Origin of the sequence: Nocardioides sp. CFH 31398 (genome assembly GCF_022436705.1) — a bacterium.
Taxonomy (GTDB): Bacteria; Actinomycetota; Actinomycetes; order Propionibacteriales; family Nocardioidaceae; genus Nocardioides.
This window is the reverse complement of sequence record NZ_JAKUHT010000005.1, coordinates 259,815-274,287: the sequence shown is the minus strand read 5'-3', so window position 1 is coordinate 274,287 and position 14,473 is coordinate 259,815. Positions and strand designations below refer to the sequence as shown.

Genomic DNA, 14,473 nt, shown 5'->3' with positions numbered 1-14,473 from the left:
CTTGTCCACCCGGAGTTCTTGCAGGTCAGCGCGGGTTTTGAACGTTCCTTGAGGTCCGGTAGGCAACACCGAGATTTCATCCGTGTTTCTCAGGCCAGGGTGATTGACACGGCGCCTCGAGGGGACTCAGGCTGCGGGTAAGACAGCACGATCCCGGGAGAGCCCATGCACCACCTGTGCGCACTCGACGACGTCGTCCCCGGCGAGGGGTTGAGGGTCACGACGACCTCCCCGCCGGTGGCGGTGTTCCGCACCGAGGACGACGACGTGTACGTCGTCGACGACACCTGCACCCACCAGGACGCCTCGCTCGCCGACGGCTACCTCGAGGGGTGCTGGGTGGAGTGCCCGCTGCACGAGTCCCGCTTCGACCTGCGCACCGGCGCCGTCGACCAGCCCCCGGCGAAGAAGCCGGTGCGCACCCACGCGGCGAAGGTCGTCGACGGCCAGGTCTGGGCCGAGCTCTCGACCGACGCGCCGAACCTGCCCCCCGGCGTGGCCGCCGGCGTCGCGGGCGGAGCGCCGTCGTGAGCCCCCGCCACGTGGTCGTCGTCGGCGCCTCGCTCGCCGGCCACGCCACCGCCCGTGCCCTCCGTGACGCGGGGTACGACGGCGCGCTGACGGTCGTGGGCGACGAGCAGCACCGTCCCTACGACCGGCCGCCGCTGTCGAAGGGCTTCCTGGACGGGTCGCTCTCGCCGGAGGACCTCGCCCTGGAGGACGCCGACGACACCGACCTCGCCGCCACCTGGCTGGTCGGGCGTCGCGCCGTCGGCCTGGACGTCGGCCTCGGCGCCGCGGGCGTCGAGCCCACCCACTGCGTGACCCTGGACGACGGCACGGTGCTGGTCGCCGACGCGGTCGTGCTCGCCACCGGCGCGCGCGCCCGTCGCCTTCCCGCCCACCTCGGTGGCGACCTGGCCGGCGTCCACGTGCTCCGCACGCTGGACGACGCCCTGGCGCTGCGCACCGAGCTCGTCGCCGGCAGCCGCCTCGTGCTGGTCGGCGCCGGCTTCGTCGGCGCCGAGATCGCGGCCACGGCCCACAAGCTCGGCGTCGAGGTGTCGCTGGTCGAGGCCTCCACGACGCCGCTCGCCGGCCCGCTCGGCGAGGAGGTCGGCGCCGCCGTCGCCGGCCTGCACACCGCGCACGGCGTGCCCCTCTACTGCGGCGTCCCCGTCGCCCGTCTCACCGGCACGACCCAGGTGGACGGCGTCCTGCTCGACGACGGCACGCACCTGCCCGCCGACGTGGTCGTCGCCGGCATCGGCTCCGTGCCTGCCACCGACTGGCTGGCCGGCTCCGGCGTCCCGCTGACCGACGCGGGTGCCGTCGCGACCGACGCGACCGGTGCGACCGCCGTCCCGGGCGTCTGGGCGGTCGGCGACTGCTCGGCCTGGTGGGACGTCGAGCGCGCCGCCCACCACCGCACCGAGCACTGGAACGACGCCCTGACCCGCCCGCGTGCGGTCGCCGCCTCGGTCCTCGGCCAGGCCCCCGCCGCGGTCGCCGCCGCGCCGTACTTCTGGTCCGACCAGTACGGCGTGCGCCTGCAGTTCGCCGGCCGTCGCACCGGCGGGGAGGTGCTCACCGTCGAGTCGGGCAGCCTCGAGGGCGGCGACGCCCTCGTCGTCTGGTGGCACGGCGCGACCGCCGTCGCCGTCCTCGGCATGGGCCAGCCCAAGCTGTTCAACCGCTGGAAGCGCAGCCTCGGCGTCGCGAGCGTCGCCGCGTGACGACCCTCGACCCCGGCGTCGACCAGGGGCTCCCGCAGAGCCACGACGAGCCCCCGGTCACCACGACCGACGAGCAGAAGGCCCGCGGCGTCACGCCGTCCAGCCTGCTGCCGACCCTGCCCGGCCACACGTACGTCGACCGCGCCTGGTTCGACGCCGAGTGCGAGCGGATCTTCGAGCACGACTGGTTCTGCGCGGTCCGCGAGGACGACCTGCCGAACGCCGGGTCGTTCCGCACCGTCACCGTCGGGCGGGAGTCGGTCCTGCTGACCCGCACCCGCCGCGGCGAGGTCCGCGCGTTCCTCAACGTGTGCCGCCACCGCGGCGCCCGGATCTGCACCGAGGACGCGGGGGAGAGGCGCCGCAACTTCCAGTGCCCCTACCACGCCTGGACCTACGACTTCGAGGGCAAGCTCATCGCCGCCCCGAACCTCACGTCGATGCCGGACGTCGACCGCATCGAGTTCGGTCTCAAGCGGGTCGCCGTCCACTCCTGGCTCGGCTACGTCTGGGTCAGCCTCGCGCCCCTCGCCGGCGAGGAGCCGCCGTCGTTCGCCGACACCGTCCAGGCCGACCTCGCCGAGCGCCTCGGCAGCCTCGAGCCGCTCGCGGCGTACGACGTGGGCTCGCTGAGCCTCGGTCGCCGCATCACCTACGACGTCGCGGCGAACTGGAAGCTCATCGTCGAGAACTTCATGGAGTGCTACCACTGCGCGACGATCCACCCCGAGCTCACCGAGGTGCTGCCGGAGTTCGCGGACGGGCTCGCGGCGCAGTACTACGTGGGCCACGGCGCGGAGTTCGGTGAGGAGGTCGCCGGGTTCACCGTCGACGGCACGGCCGGCTTCGACCCGCTGCCGGGCATGACCGACGACCAGGACCGCCGCTACTACGCGATCACCGTGCGCCCGCAGGTGTTCGTAAACCTCGTGCCCGACCACGTGATCTGGCACCGGATGTACCCGATGGGCCCGGACCGCACGGTCGTCGAGTGCGACTGGCTCTACGCCCCCGGCGTGGTCGAGGCCGCGACGGGTGACGACGCCGACCCGGAGCTGGCGGCGCGCCTCGACGCGTCCGTCGAGCTGTTCCACCGGGTCAACGCGCAGGACTTCGAGGCCTGCGAGCGGTGCCAGCCCGCGATGGGCTCGCGCCTGTACGCCGACGGCGGGGTCCTCGTGCCGTCGGAGCACCACATCGAGGCGTTCCACGCCTGGGTGCGGGACCGTGTGGAGGGAACGTCATGACCCAGAAGAGAGTGGTCGTCATCGGCGCCGGCGTCGTCGGCGCCGCCGTGGCCGACGAGCTGACCGAGCGCGGCTGGACCGACGTCACGGTCCTCGACGCGGGCCCCATCCCGACGCCGGGCGGGTCGACCACCCACGCCCCCGGCCTGGTCTTCCGGGCCAGCGGGTCGCGGATGATGACCGACCTCGCGGCGTACACGGTCGACAAGCTGAACACCCTCTCGACCGACGAGGGGCCCTGCTTCCTGCCCGTCGGCGGGCTCGAGGTCGCGACCACCCCGGAGCGCCTCGCCGAGCTGCACCGCCGCGCCGGCTGGCTCGCCACCCACGGCATCGAGGCGCGTGTCGTCGGCCCCGAGGAGTGCGTGCGCCTGCACGACCTGCTCGACCCCGACGCCGTCCTCGGCGGTCTCCACACGCCCGGCGACGGCCTGGCGAAGGCCGTCCGCGCGGTCGACGCCCAGACGAGGCGGGCGGAGTCCCGCGGCGCCACGCTGCGGTCCGGCGTCGAGGTCACCGGCCTGCTGCGCGGCGAGGACGGCCGGGTCGCCGGCGTCGAGACCACCGCCGGCGAGATCGACGCCGACGTCGTCGTCTGCTGCGCCGGCATCTGGGGCCAGAAGGTCGCCGCGATGGCCGGGATGCGCCTGCCGCTCGTGCCGCTCGAGCACCAGCTCGCGACCACCACCGCGCTGCCCGCCCAGGCCGGCCAGACCGCCGAGGCCGTCCGCCCGATCCTGCGCCACCAGGGTGAGGACCTCTACTACCGCGACGCCGGCGAGAAGCAGATGATCGGCTCCTACGCCCACCGGCCGATGCCGGTGTCGGTGCACGACTTCGACGACTGGGGCGGCGACGTCATGCCGTCGGTCCGGCCGTGGACGCCGGCGGACTTCGAGGGCCCGTGGAAGGCGTCGCAGGAGCTCCTGCCCGGCCTGCGGGAGGTCGAGGTCGAGCACGGCATCAACGGCATGTTCTCGTTCACCTCCGACGGCGGCCCGCTCGTCGGCGAGAGCCGCGACGTGCCCGGCTTCTGGGTGGCCGAGGCGGTCTGGGTGACGCACTCCGCGGGCGTCGGCCGCATGGTCGCCGAGCTGCTCGTCGACGGCGTCTCCACGATCGACCCGGCGGGTGCCGACGTGCACCGCTTCCCGCCCCACGGCGACGGGCCCGAGTTCGTCTCCGCCCGGGGCCAGCAGGGCTTCGTCGAGGTCTACGACATCATCCACCCGCACCAGTCGATGGACGACCCGCGACCGCTGCGGCTGCCCCCGTTCGCCGACCGCCAGCGCGAGCTTGACGCCGTCTGCGAGTCGGCGTCCGGCTGGGAGCGCCCGCTCTGGTACGGCGCCAACGCGTCGCTGGTCACCGAGGCCGACGAGGCCGCCCGGCCGGGCGAGTGGGCGGCGCGCTACTGGTCGCCGATCGCCGGCGCCGAGGTCCGCGCCACCCGCGAGGGCGTCGCGCTGCACGACCTGTCGTCGTTGACCCGCGTCGAGGTCGCCGGCCGCGGCGCGGTCGCCTTCCTCGACGGCCTGGTGACCGCGAAGATGGACACCCCGGTGGGCCGGGTGACGTACTGCCTGATCCTCGACGAGCGCGGCCGGGTGCTCTCCGACGTCACCGTCGCGCGGCTCGCGCCGCGCTACGGCCGCGACCGGTTCCTCCTCGGCGTGAACGGTCCCCGCGACGTCGACCTGCTGACGCGCCTCGCGCCCGACGACGTCACCGTCACCGACCTGACGCCCGGCACCTGCTGCATCGGCCTGTGGGGCCCGAAGGCACGCGCGGTGATCGAGTCGGTCAGCACCGACGACTGGAGCAACGAGGCGCTGCGCTACTTCCGCGGCACCGAGGCGCACGTCGGGATGGTCCCCGTGACCGCCCTGCGCGTCTCGTACGTCGGGGAGCTCGGCTACGAGCTGTCGTGCACCGCCGACCTCGGTCGCCGTCTGTGGGACACGCTGATGGAGGCGGGCCGCGAGCACGGCATCGTCGCCGCGGGCCGCACGTCGTTCACCTCGATGCGCCTGGAGAAGGGCTACCGCGCCTACGGCTCGGAGATGACCTCCGACCACACCGCCGAGGAGGCCGGCCTCGCCTGGGCCGTCCGCGGCGGGCGCGGCCCGGCGCCCGAGGTCGTCGGCGAGCCCCGCCAGCGCCTCGTCTGCCTGACCTCGCCCGACCCGCGGGCCGTCGTCCTCGGGCACGAGCCGGTCCACGCCGGCGGCGAGTGCGTCGGGTACACGACCATCGGCGCCTGGGGCTTCACCGTCGGCAGGGCGATCGCCTACGCCTGGGTGCCGCCCCAGCTGGCCGAGGTCGGCACCGAGCTGTCCGTCGGCTCGTTCGGCGAGGCGCTGCCCTACACCGTGACCGCCGAGCCGCTGTACGACGCCGACATGGCGAGGGTGAGGAACTCCTGATGAAGCCCGCGCCGCGCCTGCCGGAGCACCCGCCCCGCCTCTGGAAGGACGCCGAGCCGAAGAAGGCCTACGACGTCGTCGTCGTCGGCGGTGGCGGGCATGGCCTCGCCACGGCGTACCACCTCGCGGCCGACCACGGCATCACGAACGTCGCCGTGCTCGAGAAGGGGTGGCTCGCCGGCGGGAACATGGCCCGCAACACCACGATCATCCGGTCGAACTACCTCTGGGACGCCTCCGCCGGCATCTACGAGCACGCACTCGGGCTCTGGGAGACCCTCGAGGAGCGGCTCGGCACGACGGTGATGTTCGACCAGCGCGGCGTGCTCAACCTGGCGCACAACCTGTCCGACGTCCGCGAGGGCAAGCGGCGGGTCAACGCCAACCAGCTCAACGGCATCGACGCGCACTGGCTCACCCCCGCCGAGGTCGGCAAGCTCGCGCCGGTCCTCGACGTGAGTGAGCGCCCGCGGCACCCGGTGCACGGGGCGACCTTCCAGCCGCGGGCCGGCATCGCGAAGCACGACTACGTCGCGTGGGGCTACGCGCGGGCGGCGTACGAGATGGGCGTCGACCTCGTCAGCGACTGCGAGGTCACCGGCTTCACCCAGGCCGGCGGCCGGGTCACCTCGGTGTCCACGACGCGCGGCGAGATCTCCGCGGGCACGGTCGTGCTGTGCGCCGCAGGGCACTCCGCCGTCCTGGCCGAGGAGCTCGGCGTCCGCCTGCCGGTGCAGTCGCACCCGCTGCAGGCGCTGGTCTCCGAGCTGCTCGAGCAGGTCCTCGACACCGTCGTGATGAGCAACGCCGTCCACGTCTACGTCAGCCAGGCCCACAAGGGCGAGCTGGTGATGGGCGCCGGCGTCGACGCGCACATCGGCTACGGACGGCGCGGCTCGTTCCACGTCGTCGAGGAGCAGATGGCCGCGGCCGTCGAGCTCTTCCCGATCTTCGCCCGCGCCCACGTGCTGCGGACCTGGGCCGGGATCGTCGACGTCACCCCCGACGCCTCGCCCATCGTGGGGCCGCTGGCGGCCGCCGGCGACAACGTGTGGATCAACTGCGGCTGGGGGACCGGCGGCTTCAAGGCCACCCCCGGCATCGGCCACGTCTTCGCCGACTCCGTCGCCCACGGCCGCGCCCACCCGCTGGTCGAGCCGTACGCGCTCGAGCGGTTCACCACCGGCCGCCTGATCGACGAGCACGGCGCCGCCGCCGTCGCCCACTGACCCCCTGTCTGCACCACTGCTGACCGACCCGGCACCTGGAGGACGACCGTGCTGAGGATCCCCTGCCCGCACTGCGGGGAGCGAGACGAGACCGAGTTCCACTACGGGGGCGAGGCCGGCGTCGACTACCCCGCCGACCCGTCCGCGCTGGACGACGTCGCCTGGGCGGAGTACCTCTTCGTCCGCGCCGACCCCGCCGGCTGGTTCACCGAGCGCTGGTGCCACGTCGCCGCGTGCCGGCAGTGGTTCACGATCGACCGCCACACCGTGTCCGACGAGTTCCGTCCGGTCTCGGAGGGGGTGCGCGCATGAGCAGGCTCCCCACCGGCGGCAGCCGGATCGACCGCACCCGTCCGCTCACCGTGACCGTGGACGGCGTCGAGCTCACGGCGTACGCCGGCGACACCCTGGCCTCCGCGATGCTCGCGAACGACCTCGACGTCGTCGGCGCCGGCATCTACACCGGACGCCCCCGCGGCCTCGTCGGCATCGGGCGCGAGGAGCCGAACGCGTGGGTCCAGGTGCTGGATCACGGGGGGCCGGGCACCGGCGAGCCGATGGTCCAGGCCACCACCCAGCCGGCGTACGACGGCCTGACGGTCGAGCGCCTCGCCGGCCGCGGCCGGCTGCTGCCCCACACCGACGAGACGCGGTACGACGTCCTCCACCTGCACTGCGAGGTCGCGGTCGTCGGCGGCGGGGAGGCCGGCGTCGCCGCGGCCCGTGCCGCCGTCGCGGCGGGGGAGGGACGCGTGATCGTCCTGGACGACGCCCCGACCGCGCCGGTCGTCGACGGCGCCCGCTGCCTGCCGGACACGACCGTGGTCGGCGCGCACGCCCACGGCCGGCTCGTCGCGGTGCAGCGTCTCGACTCCGCCGACGGTGGCGGCGCCCGCCGCCTCCTGCAGGTGCAGGCGCGGCGCGTCGTCCTCGCGACCGGCTCGGAGGAGCGGCCGATGGCCTTCCCCGGCAACGACCGCCCGGGCGTCATGCTCGCCGGCGCCGCCGCGGCGTACGTCGAGCGCTACGGCGTCCTGCCCGGGCGCCGCGCGGTCGTGTGGACCGCCCACGACGGCGGCCACGCCGCCGCGGCCGCCCTCGCCGAGGCCGGCGTCGACGTCGTGGCCGTGCTCGACGTCCGCGACGGCGACGTCGTGACGGGGACCGACGGCGGCTCCGACACCGGGAGGGTCACCGCCGTCCACACCACGTCCGGCACCGTCGAGGTCGACCTGCTCGCCGTGTCCGGTGCCGTCACCCCCGAGACCCGCCTGTGGACCCACGCCGGCGGCACCACCCGCTGGTCCGACGACGTCGCCGGGTTCGTCCCCGACGCCCCGCCGCAGGGCGGCCGGTTCTCGTGGGCGGGGACGGAGCGCACCGCGGCCGACACGGGGGGGCGCGCACCCGCGGCCTGGTTCTGCGCCACCGACCTCACCGACGAGCAGGCGGCCGGGACCTACCTCGACCTGCACCGCGACGCCACGCTCGCCGACGTCCGCCACGCCGTCGAGGCGGGGCTGCGCAGCGTCGAGCACGTCAAGCGCCACACGACGATCGGCACCGGCGCCGACCAGGGCCGCTGCTCCGGCGTCCTCGCCGCCGGCGTCCTCGCGCAGCTGCTCGGCGAGCCGCTCGGCCGCGTCGGCGCGACGGGGGCCCGGCCGCCGCTCGTGCCCGTGCCGTTCGGGCTGCTCGCGGCCCGCAACCGCGGCGTGCTCTCCGACCCGGTGCGCGTGACGCCCATCCACGACCGCGTCGCCCACGCCCCGATGGAGGACGTCGGGCAGTGGAAGCGGCCCTACGCGTTCCCGTCGGTCGACGAGTCCCTCGACGAGGCCGTCGTCCGCGAGTGCCGGGCGGTGCGCACCGGCGTCGGGATGATGGACGCCTCCACCCTCGGCGCCATCCACCTGCGCGGCGCGGACGTCGGCGTCCTGCTCGACATGGTCTACACGAACCTCTTCTCGACGCTCGCCGTCGGCAAGGTCCGGTACGGCGTCATGTGCGGCCCCGACGGCATGGTCGTCGACGACGGCACCACGATGCGGCTGTCGGAGACCGACTGGCTGATGTCGACCACGACCGGCAACGCCGCCGCCGTCCTCGACACCCTCGAGGAGTGGCTGCTCACCGAGTGGCCGCACCTCGACGTCGTCTGCACCTCGCAGACCGACCACTGGTCGACCGTCGCGATCGCCGGGCCGCTGTCGCGCGACGTCGTCGCCGCCCTGGCGCCCGACGAGGACGTCAGCGCCGAGGGCTTCGGCTTCATGACGCACCGCGAGGCGGTGGTCGCGGGGATGCCGGCACGTCTCGCCCGGGTGTCGTTCTCCGGCGAGCTGGCCTTCGAGGTCTCCGTGCCCGCCTGGTACGGCGCCGCCCTCTGGGACGCCGTCGCGCAGGCCGGGGCGCCGCACGGGATCACGCCGTACGGGACCGAGACGATGCACGTGCTGCGCGCCGAGAAGGCGTTCCCGATCGTCGGGCAGGACACCGACGGCACCGTCACCCCCGCCGACCTGGGGCTTGGGTGGGCGCTGTCGAGGAAGAAGACGGACTACGTCGGCAAGCGTTCCCACGCCCGTCCCGACGCTCAGCGCCCCGACCGCCGCCACCTCGTCGGCCTGGCGCCGGTCGACGGCACCAGCCTGATCGCCGAGGGCTCGCAGCTCGTCGCCCACGGCGCCGACCTCAGCGCGACGCCCGTGCCGATGCTCGGGCACGTGACCAGTGCGTACGCCGCGGGCGTCGAGGGACCCTTCGCCCTCGCGCTGCTGGACGGCGGACGCGACCGCATCGGCGAGGTCCTCGACGCCGTCGACGACCTCGTCGGCACGCCGGTGCGGGTGACCGCCCCGGTCAGCTACGACCCGGAGGGGGCCCGCCGTGACGGTGCCTGAGTCCACCGCCCTGCTGGAGCTGCGCCGCTCGCCCCTCGCGGGCTCGGCGTTCGGCCTGTCGTCACCCGGCCTGACGATGGTCGAGGACCCGTTCCGCCAGCTGGTCGAGGTGCGGGGCGAGCGTCCCGCCGACGTCGACCGCGGCCACGTGTGGGGCCTCGGCCCGGGGTGGTGGCTGGTCGACGGGCCGCCGTCCGAGGTGGTCGCCCTCGAGGCCCCGCTCGCCCCCGGGAACCGCGGCGTGGACGTCTCCGGCCAGCGCACCGTCGTCACGCTGACGGGCGCGCACGCCCTGACGGTCCTGGCTCACGGCTGCCCGGTCGACCTCGAGGTCGTCGCGGTCGGCGACGCCGTGCAGGGCGTCCTCGCCGGCTGCCAGGTCGTCCTCGGTCGCGTCGCCGACGACGGCTGGCGCTGCTACGTCCGCGCGTCGTACGCCCGCCACCTCGCCGCCTGGCTCACCGACGCCGCGACGCCGTACCGGTAGCGCGAGTCGGCCCGAACGGGCCGCTGTACGACGCCGAGTCGGCCCGAACGGGCCGCTGTACGACGCCGAGTCGGCCCGAACGGGCCGCTGTACGACGCCGAGTCGGCCCGAACGGGCCGCTGTACGACGCCGAGTCGGCCCGAACGGGCCGCTGTAGGACGCCGAGTCGGCCCGAGCCGGGGCGTGCCGGTGGCCCTGGTTGCTCAGGCACCCGATGCTCGTCGAGCACGTCGAAGCCAGGTGATCGTGCAACTGGGGCCGACTCGGTGTTGCTGAGGTGAGCGTTCGGGCCGACTCGGTGTTGCTGAGGTGGGCGTTCGGGCCGACTCGGGGTCTGTGGAGCGCGTCGGGGCTCTCTCGGTGACATGACAGCGCGGGCGTCCCGACGCATCTGCGTCAGGACGCCCGCACTGGTGACGCCTCAGGGTCAGCGGCGGTGGGTGCCGACCGCCTCCGCCTTGTGGGCGCCGGGCTCGTGAGGCTCCTCGATGCGGGTGACCTCGAGCTCCTCGGCCTCCGCACCCGTCTCCGGCCTCGGCTCCGTCGCGCCCTCGCTGAGCGCACGCTCCTCCGCCATCTGCTCGATACCGGTCTTGGTGCCCAGCGGGAGGTTCGGCAGCAGCGCGACCGCGACGAAGGCGACGATCGCCAGCGGGACGGCGGCGAGGAACACGTGGGCGACGGCCTCGCCGTACGCCTCCTCGACCACGAGGCGCACCGGGCCGGGCAGCTGCGACAGGTCGGGGATCTGCCCGCTGCCGCCGGAGCCCATCGCCGACGCGGGCACGCCGAGGCGGGTGAGGCCGTCGACGATCCGGTCGGAGGCCTGGCTGCCGAGCAGCGCGCCCATCGCGGACACGCCGACCGCGCCGCCGAGGCTGCGGAAGAAGGTCACCGACGACGAGCCGGCACCCATCTGCGTGACGGGCAGGACGTTCTGCGTGACCAGCATCAGGTTCTGCATCACGGCGCCGATGCCGACACCGACGATCGCCATGAAGATCACGAGGTGCCAGAAGGGCGTGTCGTAGTGGATGGTCCCCATGAGCGCGAGGCCCACGGTGAGGAACAGCGTGCCGGTGACCATGTAGCGCTTCCAGACGCCGGTCCGGCTGATCAGCTGGCCGATGATGATCGAGGAGACCACCGACCCGAGGACCATCGGCAGCGTCAGCAGCCCCGAGGTCGTCGGGGTCTCGCCACGGGCGAGCTGCATGTACTGCGACAGGAAGACGGTGGTGCCGAACATCGCCACGCCGACCGCGATGCTCGCGATGACGGTGAGGACGACGGTGCGGTTGCCGAACAGCCACATCGGCAGCAGCGGCGAGGCCGCCCGGCGCTCGACGAGCACGAACAGCACCGCGGCGAGCAGCGACCCGCCGACCATGACGTACGACGTCGTGGAGGCCCAGTCGAACTCCGAGCCGGCGAGGGTCACCCAGATCAGCAGGGTCGACACGGCGGCGGTCACGAGCACGGCGCCGAGGTAGTCGAGGCGGACCGGGCCGCGGGCGCGCTTCGGCAGGTGCAGCGTCTTCTGGATGACGATCAGCGCGCCGAGCGACAGCGGGACGACGAGGAAGAAGTTCGCGCGCCACCCGATGGCGTCCGTGACCAGGCCGCCGAGCAGCGGGCCGCCGATGGTGCCGATGGACATGACGCCGCCGAGGACGCCCATGTACTTGCCGCGCTCACGCGGGCTGATGATGTCCGAGATCACGATGATCGCCAGCGACATCAGGCCGCCGACGCCGAGGCCCTGGACGCCGCGGCAGGCGATCAGCTGACCGGCGCTCTGGCTGAACGCCGCCAGGACCGAGCCGACCGTGAAGAGCCCGAGCGACAGCTGCAGCAGCAGCTTGCGGTCGAAGATGTCGGCGAGCTTGCCCCAGACCGGCGTCGACACGGTCATGGCGAGCAGGGTGGCGGTGACGACCCAGGTGTACGACGACTGGCCGCCGCCGAGGTCGGCGAAGATCCGCGGCAGCGAGGTCGACACGACGGTGCTCGACAGGATCGCGACGAGCATCCCCATCATCAGGCCCGACAGCGCGGTGATGATCTCGCGCGGGGTCATCGGCGCGGGGCTCGCGTCGCCGGCTGCGGGTTCGCTCTCGGCGCGGGTGGTGGGGTCGGGTGGTGCAGTGGTCATACGGCGCTCTCCTGCAGGGTGCGTGCGGTCTTCGTGGCCTGGGTGGTCTGTGTGGTCTCGGTGTTCTCGGTGGGAGCGGCGCGCCCGGCGTGGTCGTGCCGGACGGCGTCCGGGAGTCGGGAGATGCCCTCGTGCAGCCGGGCCATGAGGCGCGCGAGCTGGACGGCGTCCTCGGCGTCCCAGTCGTCGAGGACCGCGTCGATCGACGCGATGAGGTCGGCGTGGACCCGCTCCAGCAGCCCGCGGCCGCTGTCGGTGAGCGTGAGCCGGTGCGCCCGGCGGTCCGCGGGGGAGACCTCGCGGGTCACGAGCCCGTCGTCCTCGAGCTGGCGGACCTGACGGCTCGCCACGGGCAGCCCGATGTGCTGCGCGGCCGCGACGTCGCTGACCCGGGCCGCGCCCCCGGCGGCGTGCGACTCGGAGATGACCCGCAACGCCGTGAGGCCCCCGGGCCCGACCTCGTCGGGCACCAGCCGGGCGATCTCACGACGCAGCGGACCGATGAGGCGCAGGGCCTCGACGATCTCGCGACTGGCTCGGCTGCCGACGTCCGCGGTGCTGGCTGACATCCGTTCCTCCCACAATCATTGCTTTCGGCAATGGTAACCGAGGGCAACAGGTGTTTGTTCCCGAGGTGGTCATCCACAGTTCGGACGCGGGGATGGCGTGAGGGGGCGGCCAAGTTGGTACTGTCACAACTGCAACAGGTGCATGTTTCTTTGCTGGTCCAACGCCCGCGGAGTTCGTGTCCAACGGCGTTTCTTTCCGTGTACTTCTCGGGTGTGCGGGTGGGAGCGACGTGTCACCCGCACCTGGGGCGGGTCGCCGAGGTGGCGGCTCACACTTGATTGAGGAGTACAAGGCACCATGGCTCAAGGCACCGTGAAGTGGTTCAACGCTGAGAAGGGCTTCGGCTTCATCGCGCAGGAGGACGGCGGCGACGACGTCTTCGTGCACTACTCGGCCATCCAGGTCCAGGGCTACAAGTCCCTCGACGAGAACCAGAAGGTCGAGTTCGACGTCACCCAGGGCCCGAAGGGCCCGCAGGCGGAGAACGTCCGTCCCGTCTGACCTGGCCACACCCAGGACTTTCTGAGCGAGGCCCCGCCCGGCACACTGCCGGGCGGGGCCTCGTGCTGTCCGGGGGCGCCGCGCTCAGCAGTTCAGCAGATCGCGAAGAGCAGCGGGCCCGAGGTCAGGTCGCTCAGCAGCTGCTGACGGGCCCGCGGCTCCATGTCGAGGACGACGACGTTGCCGTCGGCGACGACGGAGCGGAGACGGAAGCGGGTGCGGAAGGTCCCGCCCTGGCCGGGTGCCGGGCCGGACGCCAGCCGGGCCCGCGGGTCGGCGTTGTCCTCGGCCTGCTCGTCGGTCTCGAACGACAGGGCCGTCCGCACCGCCCCGCCGGGAACCTTGGCCATCGCGAACGCCGTGATCGGGTCGACGTCCCCGCCCTCGGCCTCGGCGGCGTCCACGAGGCGGTCGGCGGCGACCTCCGCCTCCGGGGCGGCCCGCGAGAAGCCGAGCTCGACGCAGGTCCACTCCGCCGTCGACACCGCCGCGGACAGCGGCACCTCGTCGGCGGAGACCGCCCGGACGACGTCACCGACCGCGTCGAGCATCGACGGCTCGTCGCCGGCGACCACCGCCGCCGCGGCGCCGACGTACGACCGTGCGTTGGAGGCGAGGACGAGGCCCTCGTCGGCCAGCAGGACGACGTAGCCGAACACCGCGTCGATGGTCGGGTCGATCGAGGCCAGCAGGTCGGCGCCGCCGTCCCAGGTGCCGTCGTCGGCGGACGGGGCGGTGAAGCCCTGTTCCTCCAGCCGGTCCGCGAGGGCCTCGACGTCGTCGGCGGGCATGGCCATGGCGACGACCTGCCCGTCGGCCGACTGGCTGAAGCCCTCCCACTCGACGGTGGCGGGGGAGAGGCCCAGCGCGTCCTGCAGGCCGCTCGCCGAGGAGACCATCGCCGAGGTGGAGGTGAGGTCGGAGGAGAAGCCCTCGTCGAGGAAGCGGCGGACGGCGCTGCCGGGCGACCGTGCGTCGACGTCGGCGTCGAGCTCGTCGCGGACGCCGGCCCAGTCGGTGTACGACAGCCGCTGCGACGAGGCCGGGGAGACCTCGGCGGCCCGCACGAGCTGCCCCTCCGGGGCGGTGAGGAACCGGTAGGCGGCGACCCCGCCGGCCACGACCAGCGCGACGACGACCGCGCCGGCGACGACGGACACGAGCCGTCTCTGCATGGGGTGGGTCCTCCTGGGCCGCGGGTGCTGTGAGACTAACGGCC

Annotated in this window: 12 protein-coding genes; 9 read left to right on the top strand and 3 right to left on the bottom strand. The window is 73.7% G+C overall.

Annotated features, from left to right (window positions below):
• The first annotated feature begins 165 nt into the window (after window positions 1-165).
• The 8 genes from MJ876_RS05930 to MJ876_RS05890 are packed head-to-tail and all read left to right on the top strand — an operon-like array spanning window position 166 to window position 10,028.
• Entirely contained in the window at window positions 166-531 is a 366-nt protein-coding gene (locus MJ876_RS05930) for a bifunctional 3-phenylpropionate/cinnamic acid dioxygenase ferredoxin subunit (protein ID WP_240235270.1), read from the top strand.
• Window positions 528-1,736, top strand: a complete 1,209-nt coding sequence (locus MJ876_RS05925) for an NAD(P)/FAD-dependent oxidoreductase (RefSeq protein WP_240235268.1) — start codon at window positions 528-530, stop codon at window positions 1,734-1,736. The genes MJ876_RS05930 and MJ876_RS05925 overlap by 4 nt, the downstream gene beginning before the upstream one ends.
• Entirely contained in the window at window positions 1,733-2,983 is a 1,251-nt protein-coding gene (locus MJ876_RS05920) for an aromatic ring-hydroxylating dioxygenase subunit alpha (RefSeq protein ID WP_240235266.1), read from the top strand. The genes MJ876_RS05925 and MJ876_RS05920 overlap by 4 nt, the downstream gene beginning before the upstream one ends.
• Window positions 2,980-5,409: an FAD-dependent oxidoreductase gene (locus MJ876_RS05915; protein WP_240235265.1), complete on the top strand. Its 2,430-nt coding sequence runs from the start codon at window positions 2,980-2,982 to the stop codon at window positions 5,407-5,409. The genes MJ876_RS05920 and MJ876_RS05915 overlap by 4 nt, the downstream gene beginning before the upstream one ends.
• Window positions 5,409-6,638 (top strand): sarcosine oxidase subunit beta family protein, encoded by a 1,230-nt coding sequence (locus tag MJ876_RS05910; RefSeq protein WP_240235263.1) that lies wholly within the window; start codon window positions 5,409-5,411, stop codon window positions 6,636-6,638. Before MJ876_RS05915 ends, MJ876_RS05910 begins: the two co-directional genes overlap by 1 nt.
• A 48-nt stretch (window positions 6,639-6,686) precedes the next feature.
• Window positions 6,687-6,950 (top strand): sarcosine oxidase subunit delta, encoded by a 264-nt coding sequence (locus MJ876_RS05905; protein ID WP_240235262.1) that lies wholly within the window; start codon window positions 6,687-6,689, stop codon window positions 6,948-6,950.
• Window positions 6,947-9,541, top strand: a complete 2,595-nt coding sequence (locus tag MJ876_RS21550) for a 2Fe-2S iron-sulfur cluster-binding protein (RefSeq protein WP_275694457.1) — start codon at window positions 6,947-6,949, stop codon at window positions 9,539-9,541. Before MJ876_RS05905 ends, MJ876_RS21550 begins: the two co-directional genes overlap by 4 nt.
• Window positions 9,528-10,028, top strand: a complete 501-nt coding sequence (locus tag MJ876_RS05890) for a sarcosine oxidase subunit gamma (protein WP_240235260.1) — start codon at window positions 9,528-9,530, stop codon at window positions 10,026-10,028. Before MJ876_RS21550 ends, MJ876_RS05890 begins: the two co-directional genes overlap by 14 nt.
• A gap of 427 nt (window positions 10,029-10,455) precedes the next feature.
• On the opposite strand, the gene MJ876_RS05885 is transcribed toward MJ876_RS05890, so the two are convergent.
• Together MJ876_RS05885 and MJ876_RS05880 are read right to left on the bottom strand one after the other, a co-directional pair.
• A complete protein-coding gene (locus tag MJ876_RS05885) occupies window positions 10,456-12,183 on the bottom strand; it encodes an MDR family MFS transporter (protein WP_240235259.1) in 1,728 nt (575 codons plus the stop codon).
• Complete coding sequence (locus tag MJ876_RS05880) at window positions 12,180-12,752, bottom strand: MarR family winged helix-turn-helix transcriptional regulator (RefSeq protein ID WP_240235258.1); 573 nt, start codon at window positions 12,750-12,752, stop codon at window positions 12,180-12,182. The genes MJ876_RS05885 and MJ876_RS05880 overlap by 4 nt, the downstream gene beginning before the upstream one ends.
• 298 nt (window positions 12,753-13,050) lie before the next feature.
• Between MJ876_RS05880 and MJ876_RS05875 the strand changes: the two genes are divergently transcribed.
• Window positions 13,051-13,254: a cold-shock protein gene (locus MJ876_RS05875; RefSeq protein ID WP_240235256.1), complete on the top strand. Its 204-nt coding sequence runs from the start codon at window positions 13,051-13,053 to the stop codon at window positions 13,252-13,254.
• A gap of 92 nt (window positions 13,255-13,346) precedes the next feature.
• Here the strand turns inward: MJ876_RS05875 and MJ876_RS05870 are convergent, their stop codons facing one another.
• A complete protein-coding gene (locus MJ876_RS05870) occupies window positions 13,347-14,429 on the bottom strand; it encodes a hypothetical protein (RefSeq protein WP_240235255.1) in 1,083 nt (360 codons plus the stop codon).
• Window positions 14,430-14,473: the final 44 nt, after the last annotated feature.

Bases quoted from the DNA above. Each gene is read 5' to 3' on its own strand.
- MJ876_RS05930 (WP_240235270.1), top strand. From the start codon at position 166: ATGCACCACCTGTGCGCACTCGACGACGTCGTCCCCGGCGAGGGGTTG.
- MJ876_RS05915 (WP_240235265.1), top strand. From the start codon at position 2,980: ATGACCCAGAAGAGAGTGGTCGTCATCGGCGCCGGCGTCGTCGGCGCC.
- MJ876_RS05910 (WP_240235263.1), top strand. From the start codon at position 5,409: ATGAAGCCCGCGCCGCGCCTGCCGGAGCACCCGCCCCGCCTCTGGAAG.
- MJ876_RS21550 (WP_275694457.1), top strand. From the start codon at position 6,947: ATGAGCAGGCTCCCCACCGGCGGCAGCCGGATCGACCGCACCCGTCCG.
- MJ876_RS05885 (WP_240235259.1), bottom strand. From the start codon at position 12,183: ATGACCACTGCACCACCCGACCCCACCACCCGCGCCGAGAGCGAACCC.
- MJ876_RS05880 (WP_240235258.1), bottom strand. From the start codon at position 12,752: ATGTCAGCCAGCACCGCGGACGTCGGCAGCCGAGCCAGTCGCGAGATC.
- MJ876_RS05875 (WP_240235256.1), top strand. From the start codon at position 13,051: ATGGCTCAAGGCACCGTGAAGTGGTTCAACGCTGAGAAGGGCTTCGGC.
- MJ876_RS05870 (WP_240235255.1), bottom strand. From the start codon at position 14,429: ATGCAGAGACGGCTCGTGTCCGTCGTCGCCGGCGCGGTCGTCGTCGCG.